Annotated in this window: 22 protein-coding genes and 1 pseudogene; 14 read left to right on the forward strand and 9 right to left on the reverse strand. The window is 56.4% G+C overall.

The features are described from left to right. Positions 1-64 precede the first annotated feature (64 nt). Genes WG936_RS06925 through WG936_RS06940 form a run of 4 tightly spaced genes read left to right on the forward strand, consistent with a single transcriptional unit; the run spans position 65 to position 4,677 of the window. Entirely contained in the window at positions 65-1,225 is a 1,161-nt protein-coding gene (locus tag WG936_RS06925; protein ID WP_339572477.1) for a hydrogenase small subunit, read from the forward strand. After that, complete coding sequence (locus tag WG936_RS06930; RefSeq protein ID WP_339572478.1) at positions 1,225-2,976, forward strand: nickel-dependent hydrogenase large subunit; 1,752 nt, start codon at positions 1,225-1,227, stop codon at positions 2,974-2,976. The genes WG936_RS06925 and WG936_RS06930 overlap by 1 nt, the downstream gene beginning before the upstream one ends. Beyond that, positions 2,973-4,142 (forward strand): Ni/Fe-hydrogenase, b-type cytochrome subunit, encoded by a 1,170-nt coding sequence (cybH, locus tag WG936_RS06935; RefSeq protein WP_339572479.1) that lies wholly within the window; start codon positions 2,973-2,975, stop codon positions 4,140-4,142. The genes WG936_RS06930 and cybH overlap by 4 nt, the downstream gene beginning before the upstream one ends. Then, positions 4,135-4,677, forward strand: a complete 543-nt coding sequence (locus tag WG936_RS06940; RefSeq protein WP_339564669.1) for a HyaD/HybD family hydrogenase maturation endopeptidase — start codon at positions 4,135-4,137, stop codon at positions 4,675-4,677. Before cybH ends, WG936_RS06940 begins: the two co-directional genes overlap by 8 nt. Here WG936_RS06940 and WG936_RS06945 read toward each other — a convergent pair. Further along, the gene (locus WG936_RS06945; protein ID WP_339564670.1) at positions 4,674-5,012 is read right to left on the reverse strand and encodes a hydrogenase maturation nickel metallochaperone HypA/HybF; all 339 of its coding nucleotides are present in this window, start codon (positions 5,010-5,012) and stop codon (positions 4,674-4,676) included. The two genes, WG936_RS06940 and WG936_RS06945, sit on opposite strands and share 4 nt — an antisense overlap. Before the next feature lie 29 nt (positions 5,013-5,041). On the opposite strand from WG936_RS06945, the gene WG936_RS06950 reads away from it, so the two are divergent. Further along, positions 5,042-6,178, forward strand: a complete 1,137-nt coding sequence (locus WG936_RS06950) for a nickel-dependent hydrogenase large subunit (RefSeq protein ID WP_339564671.1) — start codon at positions 5,042-5,044, stop codon at positions 6,176-6,178. Positions 6,179-6,188: 10 nt separating this feature from the next. Next, the gene (locus WG936_RS06955) at positions 6,189-6,461 is read left to right on the forward strand and encodes a HypC/HybG/HupF family hydrogenase formation chaperone (RefSeq protein WP_339572480.1); all 273 of its coding nucleotides are present in this window, start codon (positions 6,189-6,191) and stop codon (positions 6,459-6,461) included. Positions 6,462-6,614: 153 nt separating this feature from the next. Here WG936_RS06955 and WG936_RS06960 read toward each other — a convergent pair whose 3' ends face one another. The 6 genes and pseudogenes from WG936_RS06960 to WG936_RS06985 form a co-directional block, all read right to left on the reverse strand. Beyond that, complete coding sequence (locus WG936_RS06960) at positions 6,615-7,436, reverse strand: carbohydrate ABC transporter permease (protein ID WP_339572481.1); 822 nt, start codon at positions 7,434-7,436, stop codon at positions 6,615-6,617. Positions 7,437-7,450: 14 nt separating this feature from the next. Beyond that, positions 7,451-8,362: pseudogene (locus WG936_RS06965) on the reverse strand (carbohydrate ABC transporter permease); the annotation flags it as partial. Between the two features lie 20 nt (positions 8,363-8,382). Then, positions 8,383-9,639, reverse strand: a complete 1,257-nt coding sequence (locus WG936_RS06970; RefSeq protein WP_339564674.1) for an ABC transporter substrate-binding protein — start codon at positions 9,637-9,639, stop codon at positions 8,383-8,385. A gap of 44 nt (positions 9,640-9,683) precedes the next feature. Further along, a complete protein-coding gene (locus WG936_RS06975; RefSeq protein ID WP_339564675.1) occupies positions 9,684-10,703 on the reverse strand; it encodes an ABC transporter ATP-binding protein in 1,020 nt (339 codons plus the stop codon). Between the two features lie 14 nt (positions 10,704-10,717). Then, entirely contained in the window at positions 10,718-11,380 is a 663-nt protein-coding gene (locus tag WG936_RS06980) for a TIGR03089 family protein (protein WP_339572482.1), read from the reverse strand. Positions 11,381-11,427: 47 nt separating this feature from the next. Then, positions 11,428-12,990 (reverse strand): LCP family protein, encoded by a 1,563-nt coding sequence (locus WG936_RS06985; RefSeq protein ID WP_445227793.1) that lies wholly within the window; start codon positions 12,988-12,990, stop codon positions 11,428-11,430. Positions 12,991-13,058: 68 nt separating this feature from the next. Here WG936_RS06985 and rfbD point away from each other — a divergent pair, with 68 nt between their 5' ends. From rfbD to WG936_RS07005, 4 genes are all read left to right on the forward strand, one after another. Then, on the forward strand, positions 13,059-13,901 hold the full coding sequence (rfbD, locus tag WG936_RS06990; RefSeq protein ID WP_339572483.1) for a dTDP-4-dehydrorhamnose reductase: 843 nt from the start codon (positions 13,059-13,061) through the stop codon (positions 13,899-13,901). Further along, positions 13,859-14,803, forward strand: a complete 945-nt coding sequence (locus WG936_RS06995; protein ID WP_445227794.1) for a glycosyltransferase family 2 protein — start codon at positions 13,859-13,861, stop codon at positions 14,801-14,803. Before rfbD ends, WG936_RS06995 begins: the two co-directional genes overlap by 43 nt. An 8-nt stretch (positions 14,804-14,811) precedes the next feature. Further along, the gene (locus WG936_RS07000; protein WP_339564679.1) at positions 14,812-15,900 is read left to right on the forward strand and encodes an NDP-sugar synthase; all 1,089 of its coding nucleotides are present in this window, start codon (positions 14,812-14,814) and stop codon (positions 15,898-15,900) included. A 360-nt stretch (positions 15,901-16,260) separates the two neighbouring features. Beyond that, positions 16,261-16,539, forward strand: coding sequence for a WhiB family transcriptional regulator (locus tag WG936_RS07005; protein ID WP_445227798.1), 279 nt, complete (start codon positions 16,261-16,263; stop codon positions 16,537-16,539). Here WG936_RS07005 and WG936_RS07010 read toward each other — a convergent pair whose 3' ends face one another. Then, positions 16,540-16,995, reverse strand: a complete 456-nt coding sequence (locus tag WG936_RS07010; RefSeq protein WP_339564681.1) for a metallopeptidase family protein — start codon at positions 16,993-16,995, stop codon at positions 16,540-16,542. Positions 16,996-17,088: 93 nt separating this feature from the next. Between WG936_RS07010 and WG936_RS07015 the strand changes: the two genes are divergently transcribed. The 4 genes from WG936_RS07015 to manA all read left to right on the forward strand — a co-directional run bounded on the left by WG936_RS07015 (position 17,089) and on the right by manA (position 21,088). Beyond that, complete coding sequence (locus WG936_RS07015; protein WP_339564682.1) at positions 17,089-17,475, forward strand: DUF3499 domain-containing protein; 387 nt, start codon at positions 17,089-17,091, stop codon at positions 17,473-17,475. Between the two features lie 72 nt (positions 17,476-17,547). Continuing rightward, complete coding sequence (locus WG936_RS07020; protein ID WP_339564683.1) at positions 17,548-18,939, forward strand: phosphomannomutase/phosphoglucomutase; 1,392 nt, start codon at positions 17,548-17,550, stop codon at positions 18,937-18,939. Positions 18,940-18,951: 12 nt separating this feature from the next. After that, the gene (locus WG936_RS07025) at positions 18,952-19,887 is read left to right on the forward strand and encodes a hypothetical protein (RefSeq protein WP_339564684.1); all 936 of its coding nucleotides are present in this window, start codon (positions 18,952-18,954) and stop codon (positions 19,885-19,887) included. A gap of 10 nt (positions 19,888-19,897) precedes the next feature. Next, positions 19,898-21,088 carry a mannose-6-phosphate isomerase, class I gene (manA, locus tag WG936_RS07030; protein WP_339572484.1) on the forward strand — a complete coding sequence of 397 codons (1,191 nt, stop codon included), beginning with the start codon at positions 19,898-19,900 and terminating at the stop codon, positions 21,086-21,088. Between the two features lie 66 nt (positions 21,089-21,154). Here manA and WG936_RS07035 read toward each other — a convergent pair whose 3' ends face one another. After that, positions 21,155-21,919 (reverse strand): hypothetical protein, encoded by a 765-nt coding sequence (locus tag WG936_RS07035; RefSeq protein ID WP_339572485.1) that lies wholly within the window; start codon positions 21,917-21,919, stop codon positions 21,155-21,157. Between the last annotated feature and the right edge of the window lie 234 nt (positions 21,920-22,153).

Below are 22,153 nucleotides of genomic sequence, written 5' to 3' on the forward strand. Positions count from 1 at the left end.
TGCCTGCTGGCATTAGTTAATTATTGTGTCTCGAGTCACAAAATATGGAATGGGGCTCGCCAAAATGAATTTTGGTGCTAACTGGCAAGGTGAAACCCTCGCCGAGAATCTGGAACTCCGCGGTGTCCCGCGTCGAGATTTCCTTAAAATGTGCGGCGGACTTGCCGGTGTATTCGCAGTAGGTTCTCCTTTTGCGAAGATGCCGGAAGCCGCTGCAGAAGAAATTGCTGACAAACTTGGTGCGGTTAAAAAACCGAACGTGGTGTGGCTGCAATTACAAGAATGTACCGGCTGTATGGAATCCACGATCCGCTCTGGTGGGACCACAGTAGAAGAGCTCGTGCTCGATCTACTGTCCGTTAATTACAACGACCTCATCATGGCTGCTTCAGGGCATGCGGCAGAGAAAGCCCTGGATGACGTAAATAAAGAGCCTCACATTCTGGTGGTCAATGGTTCGATCCCGATGAAGGACGACGGAATCTACTGCACCATCGGAGGTAAGTCCGTCAAACAGGTCCTGGAGGAAGCTGCCGAGAACGCTGACGTCGTGCTGGCCGTCGGTGCGTGCGCAGTCTACGGTTCCGTCCAAGCTGCGCGTCCAAATCCGACCGGCGCTGTGGGTGTAGATGAAATCATCACCGACAAACCTGTCATCAATGTCTCCGGTTGCCCACCGATCGGTGAAGTTATCACTGCGTCCCTGACGTACATCCTCACTCACGGCGAAGCTCCAGAAGTCGATGCTGAAGGGCGTCCGCTGTTCGCCTACGATCAGCGGATCCACGATTCCTGCCCACGTCGCGCGCATTTCGACGCCGGCCAGTTTGTACGCTCCTTCGATGATGAAGGCGCCCGAAATGGTTGGTGCCTCTACGAGGTCGGCTGCAAGGGTCCATCTACCTTTAGCCCGTGCCCGATCGTGCAATGGAACCTCAAGTCTGGCTGGCCGATCGGCGCAGGTCACCCCTGCATCGGCTGTACCGAGAAGGACTTCTTTGACAAGTTCACACCGTTCTACAAGGAACTGCCACACATCAAGGGCTTCGGCATTGAAGAGCCGGTGGAAAAGATCGGCCTAGGCCTCATCGGAGCTGCTGCCGTAGGCACAGCGATCCACGGCGGATTGACCTTGTTTAAGTCCATTCCAGTGCGGGAATCCGAGTCAAATGAAACTCTGACAGCATTCGGCGATGCCCCCGTAGCAGAAAAGAAGGAACACTAATGGCTACTGAACGCGTTGTCATTGACCCACTGACCCGTATTGAAGGCCACCTGCGACTCGAGCTAGAGCGCGATGGTGACAAAATCTCGAAGGCCTGGGCAGAAACCACCCAGTTTCGCGGGATTGAAACCATCGTCAAGGACCGCGATCCACGCGATGTGTGGGCGTTCGTCGGACGTATTTGCGGTGTGTGCACCGGAGTCCACTCTGTTGCCTCGGTAGCAGCAGTTGAGGATGCGATCGGTTCCACCCCTCCGAAGCAAGCCCAAATGATTCGACAGTTGGTGTTGGGTTCTCATGGCATTCACGACCATGTGGTTCACTTCTATCACCTGCACGCCCTCGACTGGGTCAATGTGGTCTCAGCTGCAAAGGCGGATCCAGCTAAAACTGTCGAGTTTGCAAAGTCCATTGGCTCTACCTGGAAGCTGAACTCGGAAAACAAGTTCGCCAAGGTTAAGAAGACCTTGGAGGATGTCTTGGCTTCGGGACAGCTTTCCATCTTCACAAACGGCTATTGGGAACACCCAGACTATCGGCTCCCGCCAGAGGCCAACTTGATGGCGGTTTCGCATTACCTCGACGCCTTGGAATTCCAGCGTTCGATCATCCGCATCTCCACCGTCTTCGGTGGAAAGAACCCCCATCCCAACTTCCTCGTCGGCGGCATGGCGTGTTCCATCGATCCGGACAAATCCGAGACGGTAAACCAGGTGACCCTGGACAACATCAAGTCCTGGATCGATGAAATCACCGAGTTTGTCAATGAGTGCTACGTCCCTGATGCGCTGGCAATCATGGGCGTGTACAAGGACTACTTTGATATCGGCAAGGCCTCGGAAAACATGATGGCCGTCGGCATGCAAGGCACCACCTACTCCGGCAAGGTCAAGGGCGGCATGCCCGCCACCACACCGAATCCGAAGGTCAAGCCGGGCATCTTCCTTAACGGTGACTACCGCACCATCCACCCGTTCGACGAGTCCAAGATCGAAGAGTTTGTCTCTTCCGCGTGGTACTCCTACGAAGAGGGCGACGATGCTGGCTTGCACCCTGCTGTCGGTGAAACCGAAGTCAACTACACTGGCCCAAAGCCGCCATACGAGTGGCTTGCAGATGACACCAAATACACCTGGTCTAAGGCACCACGTTATGACGGTCATGCCATGCAAATGGGACCGGTTGCCCGCGTCCTCTTGGCCTATGCCCAAGACGAACCACTGACCAAGCAGCTCCTTGATGACGCCATGTACAAGATTGGCTTCAAGCTCGAGCAAATGAACTCAACGGCTGGGCGTACCTTAGCTCGCGCTATTGAAGCCGCAACCAACGCGGAACAAATGGCAAACACGCTGCTTCCGGAGTTCATTGCGGGCATCAGGAATGGTGACATTGATGTATTCGATTCCACTAAATGGGAACCGAGCTCATGGCCGGAAGAGAAGTCGGGCTATGCCTTCGTTGAAGTTGCGCGTGGTTGCTTGAGCCACTGGGTGACCGTTAAGGACGGCAAAGTCTCCCGATACCAGGCGGTAGTTCCCACCACCTGGCTGGCATCCGGACGCGATCCGAAGGGCGAGCTTGGCCCCTACGAAGAAGCGCTCTCCGGCGATGGCAAGCACCCATTGGTCGATCCAGAACAGCCGCTGGAGCCGATGCGCACCATCCACTCCTTTGACCCGTGCATGGCGTGCGCCGTCCACGTGCTCGACCCTGATGGCAAACCACTTTTCCAGGTGATGACCTCATGACTACCTCGCTCAGCTCACGGCAGCGGGAGATCCGCATTGCGCAAGTGTATTCCGCTGGCAAGTACACGCCGGAGGAATTGCTCGAGTTCGCTGCGGCTGCGCCTGCAGGGACCAATGATCCTGTAGAGCTGGCTTTGCAGCGGGAAGCTGGCCCGATCGTAGCAAGCGAATACGTGCCCGTTAATCCTTCGGCAAAGTACTCGCTGGCCAGTATCGGCAACGGGGTTGGGCGCCAGCTTGTCATGCGCGGTGATACTCACGCGGTGCTTGCGAAAGCATCTATGGAGCGAACGAAGAAGCGGGACTTCGTTGATAACTTCGAAGCAGCACGTATCCTCGGCCACCGTATCCTGACGGTAGCAGTGGCGGATGTTGATGCCATTGGGCAGAAGACTCAGTATTACGTCGAGGGCTTCATTGCGATGGGCATTGATAAGCCCGAGGAACACGGCCACGTTGGAAACAATCAATGGGTCCGAGTCCACCTCTGGTCAAAGGCGTTGCGCTTTCAGCATTGGGCAAATGTCTTCCTCATCATCATGATGAGCCTGACCGGCTACTACATCATGGACCCATTCTTTGGCGCTCAGCCGACTAACCCTGGCGAAGTTGGATACCTCATGGGGTACATGCGCTTCGCCCATTTCCTCGCGGGATTCGCCTGGATCGCAATGGGAATTTGGCGTTTGAGCCTGTGGCTGTTTTCCGCCCAAAGACAACTCCGATGGCGTTCGCTGTGGCCTTTTGACTCGATGCGGGACGTCAACGGCCTGTGGGACACCATCTTGTATTACCTCTTTGTGAAGAAGGACCATCCCACCTATCTGGCACACAATCCGCTGCAGCAGCTCGCATACACGGCGATCTACGGCTTGTGCATCATTCAGCTCATTACGGGTTTGGCGCTGTTCGGACTCGCAGAGCAGTCGAGCTGGATCTGGGCCGCAATATCTGCGCCAGTCCACTGGTTTGGTGTGCCTTTTGTCCGACTAGTGCATGCCGCTTTGATGTTCATCCTCTGGACTTTTGTGGTGATCCACGTGTACCTAGCGGTGCGCGCCGATAATCAAGAAACGCTGGGCGGTATTTCTTCAATGATCAACGGCGGTGTGTGGATCCGCAAGGGGACGATTCCTCGCGATGCGCACAGAATCGGCAATGTCTAAGCAGCCGCGTATCACCGTCATTGGCATCGGGAACCCCATCATGACCGACGACGCAGTTGGCCTTGCCATTCTGCGTCGCCTGCAGGGTGGGGAGGAGGATGAGCTGGCGTGGGTGCCCTCCCGCTCGTTTACGCCGATGCTTGACGACGCCCCTCAGGAAAACCCTCAGGCTGCAAAGGTGGAATTCGTAGATGGTGGCACTTCAGGAATGGAGCTACTGCCACTGATCCAGGATGCCCAGAACCTGCTCATCCTCGATGCCCTCGCCGGACCCGGCAAAGTAGGGGACGTGGTGACCTTGGTGGGGGATCAGATCCCGAGGCTACTTAATTCGAAGCTTTCCCCGCATCAGGTTGGGTTGCTGGATCTGCTCTCAGCAGCTCGGCTGCTAGGTCGAGAACCGCAGCGGGTAGGTGTCGTGGGGATTGTGGTGGCTGATACCGACCTCAACGTAGGGATGTCGCCTTCGGTGGCAGCAGCGATCCCGGAAGCGGTGGTGGCTGCCGAGACCCTTATCGAGCAGTGGCTCGGCTAGGATTCCACATCCACAAAGGCAACCTCAAACTCTTTCCCGTGCCTTAAGTCTGCGGTGGGGAAGTCGCACACGGGGCAGGTGAGCGCGAAATACTCATCTATCGCACGTTCGGTATCGCACTGCGGGCAAAAGACAGTTGCGGTGATGACCTCGATGCGCAATTCGGCGTCTTCGCAGGCCGTGCCCGCTGTCGCGATCGGCCATGCTGCCATTAGTGCTTCCTCGATGACACCGCTGCGAGTGCCAACTTTCAGCCCCACGGCGGAAATCGCCCGCCCCGCAGCTGCGTTCGTTACCGTGGAGACAACACCCGTCAGAATCCCTAATTCATGCATAGATCCCATTATCCGCTAGGAGAGCCGCGATGAGCATTACGACGCTCACCCTCGATCAGTTCGTGGACCCGTTTGAAGCCCGGGTCAGCTACAAAAAGGATGAGGACGGCGCCATTATCGACGCCCGCTTCGATCTCTCCGGACTCCCGCGCCTCGACCCACTGCTCTTAGGCAAGGAGGTGCGCGCGGTTCCCGACATCGTCAAGCGCCTTTGCGGGATCTGCCCAGTAACACACCACCTCGCTGGGGTACGGGCCTTGGATGCATTGTTTGGTGTGCCGGAGATCCCGGAAACCGCCCGACTAGTCCGCAGTCTGCTCAATTATGGGTCGATTCTGGATGCAGTGGCGCCACGCTTGTTCACGGTGGATAGGGATCTAGCGGTGGCACTAAAAAAGGTCGGCAAACTTGCGATGGCCACAGCAGGCTGCTCCGGGCACTTCCCCGATGTAGCGGTGCCGGGCGGAGTCCGAGCGCCCGCCAATCACGAGCTTGCTACCGAGCTGGCAACCCAGCTGCCCGCGCTCAAGAGTGCTATCCAGCAGCTGCCAAAGGATGATCACTGGGAAGACACCTTTAGCGGTCTGAGCATGACACTGGCATTAGGGGGCACGCTGGACCCTTTAGGAAATCGGGTGCTGCTTTCAGACGGCACGAGCTTTCTGGTCCCGGAGTTTTCGCAGTGTGTGGTCGAGTCGGTTCCAGGCGACCCAGCACCGCGACCGCTGGTGCATGGCAGGCCTTACCGTGTAGGCCCAGTCGCCCGGTCCGTAGTCGACGCAGCTCCGCTAGGTCCGAAACAAGCACAACAGGAATTGCTGATGAGCAGCGTCCTGGCGATTGCAGAGATCCTCGAGTCTTCCGAGCTGTGCGCCGGGGAAGTGCTATTTGAGGGCAAGCAGCAAGCCGGCGAAGGTATCGGAATCGTGGAGGGGCCACGAGGCTTGCTGGTGCATCGCTATGTCTCCGATGCCTCGGGTCGGTTGATTGAGTGCCAGATCCTTACTCCTACCGCTCAAAATGAATGGTGGTTAGCGGAGATGCTGTGTGAGTCATTGAGCTCCGGGGTGGAGCTGGAGGCGTCGATACGTGCGGCGGATCCGTGCCTGCCTATCACCTCTGCACCAGCCGGCGCGATGGGCATCAACGTGGCAGAGGAAGGCTAAGGTTAGAGCTATGTGCCTCGGAATTCCAGCCAAAATCGTGAGCGTAGACAATGGCCTCATGCCGACGGCCGTCATCGATGTTGCCGGTCAGGTTCGCCAATGCTGTACCGCCTATGTCCCGGAGGTGGCAGTAGGCGACTATGTGTTGATCCAAAATGGATTCGCTATGAGCGTGTTGTCAGCAGAAGATGCCCTGCTGTCCCTGGCGGCCATTCAGGAAAACAACCTACTTCCGGCCGATGCGCCACACGATGACCGTCAGCAACACCAAAATGAGGGCTAGAATTGCCGGCCATAATGCAGGCTCTGGTCGCATCACATTGATGGTTGCCTGTATCACCGACATAAAAGCGAGAAACCCCAAGAAACCCGTAAGCGCCTGAAACTGTAGCTGCCTACGGGTGTGCTTGTGTGGATCCTCAGTCATGCCACTAGTTTAAGCCTTGACGCCACCAGCTGTGAGACCGGCCACGATACGTCGCTGGAAAATCAGCACCATGATCACCAACGGAATAGTGACTAGCGCCCCCGCGGCCATGATCGAAGCATAAGGGTACTCAAAGGAATTCGGACCCGAGAAGCGGGCAATAGCCACCGTGACCGGTTCCGTAGCATTGGTGGAAAGCTGCTGCGCGATCATGAACTCGTTCCACGTCGCGATGAACGCCAGGATTGCCGTAGTGAAGAGCGCTGGGGCTGCCAAGGGCAGTAACACCAGTCGGAATGCTTGGCCTCTGGAGGCGCCGTCGACACGCGCCGCTTCCTCCAATTCCCAAGGTAGTTGCTGGAAGAAGCTCACCAGGGTGTAAATGGTCAGCGGCAGCGCGAAGGAAATATTCGGGATAATCAACGCACGGTATGTGCCGATCCAATCCATATCGCCGAAGAGCTGGAACAACGGAGTGACCAGTGCGATGCCCGGGAACATTGACGCGGCTAGCACAATGCCAGTGACAAAACCCTTGCCACGAAACTCCAAGCGCGCAAGCGCATAGGCCGTAAAAACGCCCACCGCGACAGCGAGAACCGTCGTAATCAAGCCCACGAGCAGTGAGTTAGCGATCGCCCCAAGGAAATCATTGCCTTTGTCCGTAGCGAGCGCATCAGCGAAGTTATCCAGGGTGACGTGAGTAGGCCACGGTGTGGTGTCGAAGGTGTGGCTCTTATGCCGGAATGCGGTGACAACCATCCAATAAAACGGGGCAAGACCCCAGATCAAGATGAGGACAACTGCGAGGTAGTTGCGGGCGGCTTTCACTTGCGGGCCCCCTTCTTATTGACGTCAGCACCGAGGAATCGAATCATCACAAAGGCTACGAAGAAAATGAGCAGGAAAATTAAGGTAGACAAGGCCGAGGCGGAGTTGAAGTGACCTTGGCGCATATCTTCCACCACAAGCTGGGAGATCGTCGCGGTAGGGGAGTTCGAGGAAGCGGAAATCAAGATCACCGGTAGGTCATACATTCGCAGCGCATCGAGGGTGCGGAACAATACCGCCACCATCAGCGCTGGTTTTACCAGCGGAAGTGTAATCCGCGTGAAAATCTGCCAAGTGCTAGCGCCGTCGACACGGGCAGCCTCATAAACGTCCTTCGGGATCATTTGCAGACCGGCGAGAATCAAGAGCGCCATAAACGGGGTGGTCTTCCACACGTCCGCAATGATGACGGCGAAGCGAGCCGCCCAAGGGTCGGTAGTCCACCCGACTGAGGTACCAAGTAAAGAGTTAGCGATGCCATGATCGGCAAAGATGAACTGCCACAGCTTTGCGGTAACTGCAGTAGGGATGGCCCAAGGAATGAGCACCGCTGCGCGCAGCAGGCCACGTCCCCGGAACTCGCGGTTCATCACGGTGGCCATCCACAGGCCCAGAACCGTCTCTAACAAAACGGTAACTACAGCGAAGAACAAGGTGACGCGAACTGCTGGCCAAAAATCAGTAGAAATCACGCCTGGGGGACAGCTGCCAATCTCGCCTGAAGAGCTCATGCAGCGTTGTGTCAACCAGTAAAGATAATGCTGGAAACCGGCGAATCCGCCTTCAACGAAGACGCCGGTGTCAGGATCTAGATGTTTGTCAGCTTGGAAGGATAACCAAATGGCCCTGAGGATCGGGTAGCCGATGACAACCGCTAACACGGTTAGCGCTGGGGCAATCAACGCATACGCTGACCTGTGCTTCATTAATTATCCTTCCGCTGTGCTTACTTGGAAGCGTTCTCGATGGCAGCCTTCATGTCACGGGTTGCATCATCAACGCTCTTACCAGCGGTAAGTGCGGCGTAGGAATTGTCCTGGATAGCCTTAGAGATCGCTGGGTAGAAGGGCGAGACTGGACGAGGTGAAGCGTTCTCCAGAGATTCCTTCAGTGCTGGCAGGTAAGGGTACTTCTCAACCAAGGCTGCGTCATCGTAGATGGAAGCGAGCACTGGTGGGAAGGAGTTATCGGCGAAGGACTTCTGGTTTTCCTCGTTGATAACGAACTCAATGAAGTCACGTGCGGTGGCCTTGTGCTTGGAATTGATGTTAATTCCGTTGTTATAACCGCCCAAAGTAGAGACGCCGACACCATCCTTAGCTACAAGTGGCTGAACCTCAAACTTGTCCTTGACAGCTGCCTCTTCAGAGTTCGAGTACATGTAAGGCCAGTTCACGGCGTACGCAGTCTTGCCCTCGGTGAAGGCAAGGTTGGTTTCCTCCTCAGTAGCGGAGATGGAAGACTTTGCGATGGTGCCGTCACCATAGGCGTCGACAAGCGCCTGGAGGCCGGCCTTCGCCTCTGCACTGTCCACGCTCGCTGCGCCAGATTCATTCAAGACCTGGCCGCCCCAACCCTCCATGAACCCTACGGTGTTCACAGTGAGGCCCTCGTACTGCTTGAGCTGCAGGGTGAGGCAGTCCGCCTCCTTAACCTGCTTACAGGAGTTCTTCAGATCGTCGAAGTTCTTTGGTGCTTCTGGTGCCAGCTCGGTGTTGCGGAACAACAGCTGACCATTAGTGTTCTGTGGAACGGCGTAGAGCTTCTTGTTGTAGGTTGCGGAATCGACGGTAGATTCCAGCAGCTTGGAGGTATCTACCTTCAGGTCGCCTTCGAGAGGTGCGAGCCACTGATTAGCGGCGAAGTCTGCGGTCCAAATGACGTCCAAGGCCATGACATCGTAGTCAGAGTTCTTGGCCTGCAGGGACTGGACGAGGGTGTCGCGCTGGGCATCGGCTTCGCCGGCTAGCTCCTTAAGCTCAACCTTCTCGTCTGGATGCTCGGCATTCCATTTCTCAATGACCGGCTTGATCTTGTCAGTATCGTTCTTGCCCATTGCAAACGTGATTGGGCCACGGGAGGTGTTGGACTCGGAGGAGCCAGCGGCACCGTCCTTGCCCGAATCTGAGGAACAACCAGTGACGAGTGCAGCCGCCATACCGGTTGCTGCAAGAATTCCTGCAGTTCGACGAGTGAACTTCATGAGGCTATAACCTTTCCAGTTAGGGATGTATATCAAATCTAGCGTTAATCCAGCCGCTGTCCAGTCTCTTTGGAGAAAAAGTGTGCGTGCTCGAGATCGAAAGCAGGGTAGACAGTTGTTCCCGGAGCGGGAGAGCTACCAGGAAGTTGGCGGCTGACGATCGTAATCTCGGGATTCTCCGCAAGGTGCGCGTAGACATAGGACTCGCTTCCAAGTTCCTCCACGATGTCTACTACGGCCCTAATGGAGCCGGATACAGGTTCGTTGTGTGGGCGAACGTGCTCGGGACGGATTCCCAAAGTTACTGCGCCATGCTTGGGGTGGCTATGAGGCAAGAAATTCATCGACGGTGAACCGATGAAACCTGCGACAAACTCGTTGGCCGGATGATCGTAGAGCTCCCGAGGTGGGGCTACCTGCTGCAACAGGCCGTCCTTGAGGACAGCAACGCGGTCGCCCATAGTCATGGCCTCTACTTGGTCATGCGTGACGTACACGGTTGTGGTTTTCAAACGACGCTGCAGCGCAGCGAGCTCCGTGCGGGTTTGGACCCGCAATTTAGCATCCAAGTTGGACAGCGGCTCGTCCATCAAAAAGACCTGTGGACTGCGGACAATCGCACGACCCATCGCTACGCGCTGGCGCTGCCCTCCGGAGAGGTCCTTCGGTTTGCGATCCAAATATGGGGTGAGTCCAAGGATCTCAGCAGCCTCTTCAACTTTGGCGCGAATCTGATCCTTGGGCATTTTAGAAAGCTTGAGGGAGAACCCCATGTTGTCAGCTACAGACATATGCGGGTACAAGGCGTAATTTTGGAACACCATCGCGATGTCGCGGTCGGCGGGCTCCAAATTGCTTACGTCTTTGTCTCCGATGAAGATCGCTCCAGATTCGATCGGCTCGAGGCCGGCGAGCGAACGCAGCACTGTCGATTTGCCACATCCTGAAGGGCCGACCAGTACAAGGAACTCGCCGTCCTTGATTTCTAGGTCGAGGCCACTGACGGTGGGGGAAGCAGCGCCAGGGTATCTAATCGTGACATCGGAAAACGAAACGGAAGCCATGTCTTTAAAAAGTATCAGGGTGCAACGCGTTCGGTAATACGTTCAGCCTGTGCAATTTTTTCGAGTCGCTCAGTGGCAGTTGGTCCAGAAACCACTACTGCACTGCCACCAGTAGCGATGGGGACTAACACGTGGCGAACAAACTCATCCCAATTGTGCCAACCGGTGGACAGTAGTCTTTCACCCTGTTTCACCTGGGAGACATCGATGTTGAGTAGGTCTGCCAGCGGCGCGGTTGGCTCGTAGAACTGGTCTCCGTAGAAGCGAACTGTGGGGCCGAAATCTACACAGCCTTCCGGAAGCTCGGCACCAATTTCGGCGACGCCACGACCGAAAGGGTCATTAGTGACAATTGCCACATCTGGGTGACGATCATCCCGTTCGTAACCGAGGCTGGTAAATAGGACATCTGCGGTGTCTGAACCAAAATGAACGGACATGCCCGCAGCGAGAGCACCGAGTGAAATTGCCGTTGCTTGCCAGGAGGGGGCCAGGTCAATCGCAATGGTGTCGCCTGGCTCAAGATCAAATTCTTCAAGCAGCATATTGCCTACTTTTGCTGCCCAGTTATCCAAGGTGAGCGCTGAAAAGTCGAGGCGCGTTCCGGTTGTCTCGTTGTAAATCGTCAGACGCGGGGCAGCCGGATCAGCTTCCATGGCTGTGCGAAGAAGTTCCATATGCCCCACATTAGAGAGTTTTCTAAGTGAACGTTGCGGGAAGGTGACTAGTTAACGCAGCGTGGTCCGTTGCCACCTGCATCGATGCTAGGTGCAACCTCAACATCTTCGCCAAAGTCCGCGCCTGGCTGTCCCACAGATTCGCCTTCAGACTCGGCCGGAGTCAGAGTCTCATTGCTGCGTGGCCCCGAGTAGTCATCGGAAACTACCAAGACGAGGCTGTTTTGATCCAGCGATGGCGATTCGGCGACAGGCACGCCACCGAGTTCAGCTGCAAGGGCCTGCGCTGCTGGGGAAGAGGCAGAAGCTGCTACTACCTGGGTTTGGCTGTACATGCCTGCAGGCGCATTGCCGACGTCAATGACTTGATATCCTGCGTTCTTCATTGCGCTGGCGACCTGGGACGCAAACCCTTCAGTTGTAGTTGCGTTGAGAACGTGTAGTTCGGCCTTTGCCGCTTCGTTCTTCGGTGTGGAAGTGGGGGTTGGGGTAGCGGTGGCCCCGGAACCTAACAGGGTATTGAAGAAGGCGTGTACTTCTTCGGGATTAATAGTGACCACGGACTCTCCGTAATCGCCTACGCCGTCGATTGACGTCACCGGAATAGTCTCAAAGCGGACATTTCCGCCAGCGAGATTCTGAAGCTGGGTAGCAAAGCTCATGACGTCCCAGTCTTCGTCGATGACAACCGAACGACGCACGGCTTGGGATAGCCCTTGCAGCTTGCCGGGGTTGGTGAGGGTGCCGGTTTCCAGTGCTTGGCTAACCAGAGAAGCCATGAATGCCTGTTGGCGAACGATACGGTCCAAGTCACCGCGGGGGAGACCATGACGTTGGCGGACAAAGGACAACGCGTCTGGCCCCTGGAGGGTTTGCACTCCCTTGTGGAAGTTCGCTCCAGAGTATTCATCCTGTGTGTCCTCATTGAGGCAGACTTCTACGCCACCGACTGCGTCGGTAAAGAGCACAAATCCGAGGAGTCCGATCTCCGCGTAGTGGTCCACTGTGATTCCGGAGAGCTTAGCAACGGTATCGATGAGGGCCTTACGGCCTGCATCGGTGGACTGGGACTCAAGCTTGCTCTCGTCGGTCATGCCGGCAGCCATGAGCTCCTCGCGCTTAGCAGACTTGTGCCCCCGATAAACGCCGTTGATCTTAGTGTTTCCCAGCTCACTGTCTTTGATATAGGTATCGCGTGGGATTGAGATGGCAGTGGCCGAGGAGCCGTCATTTGGTACACGAATAACCATGATGGTGTCCGTATTGTCATTCTCCTCATCGCCAGCGCGCAGCATGCCGATTTCGCTATCAGACAAGGGATTGCCTTGCGCGTCGGTGCGCGAATCAGAACCGACCAGCAGAATATCGGTAGCGCCGTCCTTCGCGTTCTTTACGCCTTTGCCGCCGCCCCCGAGGGACAATCCGCCAGCAGAGGCGATGTCGTTTCCGATGTTTCCCACAAGTGAATAGCCCACACCAGATACGATCAGCACAAGAGCTGACAATGCCGCAAGCATCATTCGGAGTGATTTCGGGCCCGTTTGACGGAAGCGTGGTTGTGGGATCGGGGCAGGCTGAATATCCCGCGCGTGGCGACGTTTTTCGGGCACGTGGAGCTCCCCAATAATTGATGAGTAATTTAGAGCGTAAAGGTTAGTCGGCTAAGGAGTCTAAGGCAATGCGCGTAGCAGTAGTTGGAGGCAACGGCCAATTGGGGCAGGCACTTGTGAGCACGGCCCCTGCCGGGGTGGAGGTTACTGCGCTGAGCAGGCCTTATTTTGATGTTACGGAGATTGACGTCGATAAGCTCGCAGGTTCGGATGTGATCATCAACACCGCTGCGTATACCAATGTTGATGCTGCGGAGTCGGATGAAGCGACCGCGCATGCAGTTAATGCCCTCGCACCTGGCGAGCTCGCTCGAGTTGCTGATCGGCTTAATGCTCGGTTCATTCATGTGAGCACTGACTACGTATTTGGTGCCGGCTGCTTACAGCGCCCGCTGCATGTCAATGACCCGAAGAACCCAGACACGGTATACGGTCGTACCAAACTTGCAGGAGAACAGGCTGTGTTGGCAGCGCTGCCTTCGGCCACGATTGTTCGAACCGCGTGGCTGTTTACCGGAGATCTGCAGCCACACAAAGACTTTGTGTCCACAATGTTAGCTTTGGCGCGTGCTGCTCAACCTGCCAACGTGGTCGCCGATCAGATGGGCAGCCCTACCTGTGCGCTCGACTTGGCTGAGGGGCTGTGGCAGATCGCAGAACGCGAAGTTGAAGGCGTGCTGCATGGAGTTGGCGCTGGCCAGGCTTCCTGGTTTGAGCTTGCGCGGGAGGTGTACGCGCTTGCCGGTGCAAAGCCAACTTTGGTTCAGCCATGTACTACAGCGCAGTTCCCGCGCCCCGCCCGGAGACCGGAGTGGTCGGTGCTGTCCACTGAGAGCTGGCGAGCCGCTGAATTGACGCCATTGCCGGAGTGGCGGACAGCACTGCGGAACTCGGTGTCGATTACACTGTGAAAATTGTGAATGCCCCAATTGCGATCATTACCGTGACGTACTCGCCAGGAAAGTACCTCAAGTCTTTCCTGGATTCAGTGCCTGCGGCATCGAGTGACCCCTGCCTAGTTGTGATGGCAGATAACGGTTCCGTGGACGGAGCACCTGAAGCTGCGGCGGAAGCTTATGATCATGTGGAGTACCTGTCTACCGGCGGAAACCTTGGCTACGGTGGGGCGATCAACTTAGCTGCCCGGCAGTTGCGTGAACGCCGCGATGCTGGGGAGATCAACTCGGAGTTTTTTGTAATTTCGAACCCCGACGTGGTGTTCGATGCGGATTCAATTGATGAGATGCTCAATTGCGCACGTCGTTGGCCGAAGGCTGGGGCGGTAGGCCCTTATATTCGTGAAGCTGATGGCTCTGCGTATCCTTCGGCGCGTGCGGTTCCCACCTTGGCTAACGGTATTGGACATGCGCTTTTCTCGGCTGTCTGGCCTTCGAACCCTTGGTCGCAGGCGTACCTCAATGATGCGGATATGTCTCAGGAGCGTGCGGCTGGTTGGCTTTCTGGTTCCTGTTTGCTTGTGCGCTGGGAAGCATTCGATGCGATTGGCGGTTTTGATGACGGGTATTTCATGTACATGGAAGATGTTGACCTAGGAGATCGTCTTGGGAAGGCTGGCTGGGACAATGTGTTCTGCCCCGCAGCACAGATTCAACACAGCAAAGGGCACGTGGCTGGCTCCCACCCCGAGCTGATGCTTCCCGCGCACCATCGCAGTGCGTATAAATTCCAGGCTGATCGCCATCCGCATTGGTGGCAGGCTCCGATCCGTGCGGTTCTGTGGATCGGTCTTAAGGTGCGCAGTGAAGTTGCGGTAGCTGTTGCGCAGTCTCGTAAATCAGAACAAAAGGATTGAGAAACCTCATGTCGATTGAAACTCTGGCAAAAGAAACTGACGCAGTTATCCTCGTTGGCGGCAAAGGCACCCGGTTGCGACCGTTGACGCTGTCTACCCCGAAGCCGATGCTGCCGACGGCTGGTGTGCCCTTTCTGACCCACCTGCTTGCTCGGATCAAGGCTGCCGGCATCACCCACGTGGTAATGGGGACCTCTTACAAAGCCGAAGTGTTTGAAGAATACTTCGGGGACGGTTCCGAAATGGGGCTGGAGATTGAGTATGTGGTGGAGGAACAGGCCCTAGGTACTGGTGGCGGTATCCGAAACGTCTACGACAAACTGCGTCATGAGACCGTGATGGTATTTAACGGTGATGTTCTCGGCGGCACTGACCTGACTAAGGTGCTGGAAACCCATGAGACTAAGAATGCGGATCTGACCATGCACTTGGTTCGGGTGGCTGATCCACGTGCTTTTGGCTGCGTGCCTACCGATGCTGAGGGGCGGGTTTCTGAATTCTTGGAGAAGACGGAAGATCCCCCAACTAATCAGATCAATGCAGGGATCTATGTTTTCAGGCGCGAGCTCATTGAAACCATTCCTGCTGGCCGGCCAGTGTCTGTTGAGCGAGAGACTTTCCCACGTTTACTTGAGGATGGACGTCGGGTTTATGGCTATGTGGATCAGTCCTATTGGCGTGACATGGGCACACCGGATGATTTCGTGCGCGGTTCCTCCGATATCGTGCGCGGAATCGCGCCGTCGCCGATTTTGGACGGACGCACGGGCGAGAGCCTCGTCGATGAGACAGCGGGTGTCAATGACGGTGCTTGGCTGCTCGGCGGCACAGTTATCGGTCGCGGGTCTGAGATCGGCGCAGGAGCGCGTCTCGACGCCACTGTGGTGTTTGACGGTGTGACTATTGAACCGGGTGCTGTGATCGAGAATTCCATCATCGGTTCTGGCGTCCATATCGGGGCTAACGCGCGTATTTCCGATTGCGTCATCGGCAATGGCGCGAAGATCGGAGCTCGTTGTGAGCTCAAAGGCGGAATGCGCGTATGGCCGGGCGTTGAGATTCCCGACAACGGAGTGCGTTTTTCTTCAGATGCCTAATTGGTGTTGCGGGACAGAAGTCAAGCATTTGTCTCGCGACACGCCGTAAGGCGTCGACGCTTGTCGTTCATGGGTGTATGAAACACTATATGTAGTACCCCCACACTTATCCCCCCACTCGTGCACGATGTTAATCGTGTGACTGGTGGGGTTTTCTTCTTGGGAAAATGCTGAACATTTGGAAATTATCGCCAAGCTGGGTTGACGATATCTAGTGATCGGTGTGTAATCACATTTGTGTAAGTCGAACGGCATGTGGCGAACAGTCAACACGGTCTGTATCGAAAAGTTGCAAAAATACCAACGGAAGAAGGAGGCGCGTCGATGGAGTTTGTGGCGAATGACGCAACTTCCCGCGGAATGGGGTCTGGGCTAGACACTGGGTCTGACCTATCCTTCGATGCCCTCTTTGGTGCGGTCGAGCAGGAGTGGCAAGATCAAGCGCTCTGTGCGCAAACCGACCCGGAAGCTTTCTTCCCTGAAAAAGGTGGCTCGACCCGCGAGGCAAAGCGAATCTGTCAGGCATGTGGCGTCCGAGATGAATGCCTAGAGTTTGCCCTTGAGCACGATGAACGATTCGGCATCTGGGGTGGGCTGTCGGAGCGTGAGCGCCGTCGCCTGAAGAAACAGATCGGTTAATTACCAGCTAAAGCCAGGATCTATCTCAATCGGATCGATGTTGAGATGATTGGCAACCAGCGCAGTGAGAACCATACGGAGGATCTCGCCGCGCTCTTCGTTATTTGCGCACCTGTGCTCAATAGGCTGACGAAACAGCACAATCCTTGGTCGGGTTGGCGTGCCGCGCCTATCGATGCCAGCGGGAATTACCCGCCCCAATGGCACTGGTCCATCGGCAACTATTTCATCAGGCAGCACCGTCATATCGGCGCTCAATCGCATACGTGGCACAGTGTCCACAGCGATATCCAGGTTTGCCAACTCTTCGGGATAGGCGTTTGCGATCGGCGCGTAGGCTTCGAGGACAGCTGCGTCGAAAAGCTGAGGTCGCGTGCGGTAGCGCGGAGCGGCCTGGGGGAGTACCGACCCACGTACTCCGCGACCGTGCCTATTCCGGGCAGTCCTAACGTCCATAGCTGCAACTTTAGGGGCTAGTTTCCGTCCGGGCGGAAGCCACGCCGTCTCAGTACTACCCAAAGTGTGAACTAAAGGTCTAGACTTTGTCGCGTGAGTAATTTTCGTCGTTGTAGCCGTCCTGGATGTGGTAAACCTGCCGTCGCCACGTTGACGTACGCTTACGCAGAATCTACCGCGGTCATCGGCCCGCTGGCACCTGCTGCAGAACCCCACAGCTGGGATCTGTGCGAGGAGCATGCGGCGAAGATAACAGCCCCGCTGGGCTGGGAAATGCTGCGCGTATCCGGCATTAATGATGCCGAAGATGACGATGACCTCACGGCTCTAGCAGAGGCCGTCCGCGAAGCTGGTAGGCAGTCTTCCGGGCTGGTAGTAGAAGAAGCAGATCAAAACCATCCGATCCATCGGTATACCCGAAAAGAAGCCGACAAGGGACGTCGTCGCGCGCATCTGTACGTAGTTGATGACGAAGATTGATCTAGACTTGTGGGGAAGTAGTGCGCGCCAGGCTCAAAGCTCCTGACGCGTGTTCGTCTAAAAGGAGCATTTATGCGCAACTCTGCACCCCGTTCTCGTGAAGCTGTCGAAGCCGTCATCAAAGCATATGATGTCCGTGGCATCGTAGGGGACGGCATTGATACCGACTTTATTCACGACGTTGGTGCAGCGTTCGGTCGCCTCATGCGAGAAGAATCTGCCCCACAGGTAGCAATCGGTCACGACATGCGCGCTTCATCGCCCGGCCTTGCCCAAGCATTTGCTGACGGCGTCACAGAGCAGGGAGTAGACGTAGTCATGTTGGGGCTGAACTCTACGGATCAGCTCTATTACGCTTCAGGCGTCATGAACTGCCCAGGTGCAATGTTCACCGCCTCTCACAATCCTGCTGCCTACAACGGCATTAAGCTGTGCCGATCTGGAGCGCGTCCCGTCGGTCAAGACTCCGGTCTCCGCACCATCATTGACGATCTGGTGACGGGCGTGCCAGGTTACGTGGGCGAGGCGGGTACGCAACGTGCGGAGGATGTCTTAGCTGGCTACGGGGAGTACTTGCGTGATTTGGTGGATCTTTCTAGCATCCGCCCCCTGAAGGTTGCTGTGGATGCCGCCAATGGCATGGGCGGACACACCGTGCCCGCGGTCCTAGGTGGCCTGCCTTTGGAAATTGAGCCACTCTATTTCGAGTTAGATGGGGACTTTCCCAATCATGAAGCCAATCCGCTCGATCCAAAGAACCTCGTTGACTTGCAGAAATTCGTGCTAGAAACCCGTGCAGACATTGGTCTGGCCTTCGATGGGGATGCTGACCGGTGCTTTGTTGTCGACGAAAACGGCCAGCCGGTAAGCCCTTCTGCGATCTGCGCAATCGTTGCGGAACGCTACCTCGGCCAGAATCCTGGTGCCACAATCATCCATAACCTGATCACCTCGAAGTCGGTCCCCGAAATCATTGCTGAAAACGGCGGCGTTGCCGTGCGCACGCGGGTGGGGCACTCGTTCATCAAGAAAACCATGGCAGATGAAGGCGCAGTCTTCGGCGGCGAGCACTCGGCGCACTATTACTTCACCGAGTTCTTTAATGCCGATTCTGGCATGCTTGCAGCGATGCATGTGCTGGCGGCCCTCGGCTCCCAGGACCAGCCTCTATCGGAGATGATGGCCAAATACAACCGCTATGAAGCCTCTGGTGAGATCAACTCCCAACTTGCCTCTAAAGCAGCACAGGGTGAGCGCACCCAGGCTGTACTCGACCACTTTGCGGATCGAATCGAGAGCATTGATGAACTCGACGGTGTAACTGTTGAGCTGAAAGACACTAACGCCTGGTTCAATGTGCGTGCCTCGAACACGGAGCCGTTGCTGCGCCTGAACGTGGAGGCGCCTACTCGCACGGAAGTGGATAACCTCAGCGCCGAAATCCTAGCTGTGATTAGGGCATAAGGAACTTAAGCCATGTATGATCGCGACGCCGTCCGTTTCTTTGATGTCGCCCACGAGGGCGCCTATGTGCGCGGTGCCGCAAACCTACTGCGTGATGGTTGGTGCACAGAGATTCGCGAATTGCGCCCGCGCAGCCTCGTCGTTGTGGTGGCAGATGACCTGAGCCGCGCAGCAGCGGAATGTGCCATTGCCCTACTGGAGCCACTGCCATTGCCGATCAGCGTGGTATCCGAACTTCCGCGCTTCGCAGGTCCATTGGATGCGGTCTTGGTGGCCTCCTCAAAAGGCAGTGCGTCGCAGGAAATCAGCTTGCATGCGGCCGCCCAACGGGGATGCCCGAGCCTTTTGATAGCTCCTTCCGAGGGGCCATTGCGTGCCGAGGCCCCTGCCCAGGTCACTCTCGTTGGCGGTCCGCCTAATGGGATAGGGGGCTCGCCGGCAAGCGTCATTGCTGCAATGTATGCCGTAGTAGCTTCCCTAACACGTGCCGATCAAATCGTCCTTGAGCAGTTGGAGCTTGCAGCCGACGGTGTCGATGCGGAACTGCTAGCGGTAGCTCCAGAACGAGATGAACTAGTCAACGAGGCCCGAGCATTGAAGGCGTTTGCGGCGCACTCTCGCGTCATACACACAGGTAATGACGGGGTTGGTCGTGCCATTGCGAATTTGATGGCAGTGTTGTGGACAGGAAAAGCCATGGTCAGCGGAGTGCTGGAAGCTGCAGAGTTGGCAGTAGCGTTACCAGAATTGCAATCAGCTGCCCCGGACGTTTTCTATGACCCGTTCGAGCCGACCACCGAACCAGTGCTACCCTTGAGAATCGTTGTCTGGGCGCAACCCGACACAACGTTGCCGTTTGCCAGCGCCCAAAGTAGTGGAGACGGATCGTGTTCTCTCGAGAATATGCTACGTCTCATAGTTCGAGGACTAGCAGCTGCAGTCTTATAAGGAGCCGTAGATGGAATTGCTGACGGGGAAGATCCGGCACTACCCATGGGGATCTCGCGAATATATGGCGAACCTGCGGGGAGAGGCGGTGCCATCCGAGCGTCCAGAAGCGGAACTGTGGTTCGGTGCCCACCCCGGCGGATCAGCGACTGTGGGAGAGACTGAACTCATCGATGTTATTGCCGCTGACCCAGAGTCGAACCTGGGTGCGCGGGTGTGTGAGAAATTCGGGGAGGGATTGCCCTTCCTGTTGAAGATCTTGGCTGCCGGAGAACCGCTGTCGCTGCAGGCGCACCCTTCCCGCGAACAGGCTCAGGAGGGTTTCGCGCGCGAAAACGAGTGCGGCATCGACCCAACTGCTGACAATCGCAACTATAAAGACGATAACCACAAGCCCGAGCTGATTGTTGCGCTGACTGATTTTGAAGCTATGGCGGGTTTCCGGCCCCTGGCTGACACAATGGCGCTATTCGAGCGCCTCGGCAGCTCCGAAGTGAGTCGCTACGTGTCCATGCTGGAGGGGTCGCCTGCTGCAGAATCTGCTGATTTGCGAGTCCTATTTACTACGTGGATAACTATTCCTGGCGCCAACCGCACCAAGCTTATCGACGACATCGTCACTTGCGCCGCCCTCGCCTTGGGAGATCCAGAGCTGCCCGAGTGGATGCGCGAAGCGCTGACAAATGTGGTGGCGTTGCATAACCGATACCCATACGATGTGGGTGTTCTTGGAGCGCTCTTGCTCAACAAGTTCTCGCTACGCCCGGGTGAAGGGGTCTATCTAGACGCGGGCCAACTCCATGCTTATGTCAAGGGGCTAGGCGTGGAAATCATGGCGAATTCCGACAATGTTCTCCGTGGTGGTCTCACTTCCAAGCATGTGGATGTTCCCGAGTTAGTGCGGGTGCTCGATTTTGAGTCTTTGAGCGATCCCCGAGTTGCGGCACAGCGCGCAGATGCTGTTACCACGTATCCGATTCCAATTGACGAGTTCAAGCTTTCCCGCATTGACGTCGAGGAAGCTATGACGCTGAGCCATGATGGCCCGATGATTGTGCTAGTTACTGCGGGCGAGGCACATTGCGTGTGTGGCGCCACCGAGTTGAGTATTCCGGCCGGCCAAGCTGCCTGGGTTCCTGCCAGCGACCCGAGCATCGAGCTGTCCGGTGCCGGGGCCGAAGTGTTTGTTGCTACGGTGTAGTTGCGCAAAAGAACTAAAAGGCGGCTGAGTGGATAGTGCTACTCAGCCGCCTTTTCGGGTATGAGGTTAGAAGTTCAAAGCCTCAAAAGGGGACAACCTTGCTGCTCCAGCGGTTGGCGTTGGGGTAGGGGTTGTCGGTGTCGCGGAAGGCTCTGGAGTGCTGCCAGGCTCAGCAGGATCTATGGGGGAGGGCTCTTCTACCGATGTCGTTGGCGTTTCCTCAGATGGGGCCGGAGCGGTTCCCGTAGGTGCGTCGGTAGGAGTTGGCTCCGGCGTCACCTCAGTGGACTGTTCTGGTGTCGGCTCAGTTGGAACCGAAGTATCCGTAGGCTCGGTTGGCGGATTCGTAGGCTCAGTGGGTGAGGTGGTAACCGGTGGCTCAGTAGGGTTGTTTGGGTTATCGGTCGGCTGGGACGGAGTTGGATCAGTCGCCGTCGTCGAAGGTGAGGTGGCAGCATGGTCGCCAGTTGGAGTTGGCTGCAGCGAGTTTGGCGCGTAGACACGGGTTGGCGGAGTCACAGGGGTCTGTGAATCTGGGATGTATGCATTGGGTGCCAAATATGGATCGGATTGTGAAACCTTGGCTTGCTGCTGAGGCATCTTGTGCCGTTCGGAAGCATCCGCCGATCCGGGGGTAGTCTCCGTGGGCTGGGGGGTAGGTACGGCCGTTGTGACAATCGTTACGGGAGACGCAGTGCGAGAAGTCGTGGTTTCGTTAGCAGCGAACGCATCATCAGGGGCGGTGGCACGCCACACTCCCCACCCGGTAGCGCCAGCAGCGACGCAGCCCATGGCAACGAAGACTACAAACCCGCGGGTATGTGTGTTCACTGACGGCGCTCCTCAAGTTGCGATAACAGCGATTCAATTTTTGAATTCACCTGTGTTATCGCTGTTCATCTCGAAATTGTTACAACCCAACTGCAAGTAACAACTTAATAACAACGCTGACCCTAGCATGTGACGTGTTTCGGGGAAACCCTTGCGCATGAAAAATATTCAGAAACTTCGCTGCTGATCTGCTATCGATGGGGCAAGATCGTTCTGAAACTGCTGTAGTGGAAA

The sequence above is a fragment of the Corynebacterium sp. H127 genome, from assembly GCF_037482665.1.
Lineage (GTDB): Bacteria > Actinomycetota > Actinomycetes > Mycobacteriales > Mycobacteriaceae > Corynebacterium.

Bases quoted from the DNA above. Each gene is read 5' to 3' on its own strand.
- WG936_RS06925 (WP_339572477.1), top strand. From the start codon at position 65: ATGAATTTTGGTGCTAACTGGCAAGGTGAAACCCTCGCCGAGAATCTG.
- WG936_RS06930 (WP_339572478.1), top strand. From the start codon at position 1,225: ATGGCTACTGAACGCGTTGTCATTGACCCACTGACCCGTATTGAAGGC.
- cybH (WP_339572479.1), top strand. From the start codon at position 2,973: ATGACTACCTCGCTCAGCTCACGGCAGCGGGAGATCCGCATTGCGCAA.
- WG936_RS06940 (WP_339564669.1), top strand. From the start codon at position 4,135: ATGTCTAAGCAGCCGCGTATCACCGTCATTGGCATCGGGAACCCCATC.
- WG936_RS06945 (WP_339564670.1), bottom strand. From the start codon at position 5,012: ATGCATGAATTAGGGATTCTGACGGGTGTTGTCTCCACGGTAACGAAC.
- WG936_RS06950 (WP_339564671.1), top strand. From the start codon at position 5,042: ATGAGCATTACGACGCTCACCCTCGATCAGTTCGTGGACCCGTTTGAA.
- WG936_RS06955 (WP_339572480.1), top strand. From the start codon at position 6,189: ATGTGCCTCGGAATTCCAGCCAAAATCGTGAGCGTAGACAATGGCCTC.
- WG936_RS06970 (WP_339564674.1), bottom strand. From the start codon at position 9,639: ATGAAGTTCACTCGTCGAACTGCAGGAATTCTTGCAGCAACCGGTATG.
- WG936_RS06975 (WP_339564675.1), bottom strand. From the start codon at position 10,703: ATGGCTTCCGTTTCGTTTTCCGATGTCACGATTAGATACCCTGGCGCT.
- WG936_RS06980 (WP_339572482.1), bottom strand. From the start codon at position 11,380: ATGGAACTTCTTCGCACAGCCATGGAAGCTGATCCGGCTGCCCCGCGT.
- rfbD (WP_339572483.1), top strand. From the start codon at position 13,059: ATGCGCGTAGCAGTAGTTGGAGGCAACGGCCAATTGGGGCAGGCACTT.
- WG936_RS07000 (WP_339564679.1), top strand. From the start codon at position 14,812: ATGTCGATTGAAACTCTGGCAAAAGAAACTGACGCAGTTATCCTCGTT.
- WG936_RS07005 (WP_445227798.1), top strand. From the start codon at position 16,261: ATGGGGTCTGGGCTAGACACTGGGTCTGACCTATCCTTCGATGCCCTC.
- WG936_RS07010 (WP_339564681.1), bottom strand. From the start codon at position 16,995: ATGGACGTTAGGACTGCCCGGAATAGGCACGGTCGCGGAGTACGTGGG.
- WG936_RS07020 (WP_339564683.1), top strand. From the start codon at position 17,548: ATGCGCAACTCTGCACCCCGTTCTCGTGAAGCTGTCGAAGCCGTCATC.
- WG936_RS07025 (WP_339564684.1), top strand. From the start codon at position 18,952: ATGTATGATCGCGACGCCGTCCGTTTCTTTGATGTCGCCCACGAGGGC.
- manA (WP_339572484.1), top strand. From the start codon at position 19,898: ATGGAATTGCTGACGGGGAAGATCCGGCACTACCCATGGGGATCTCGC.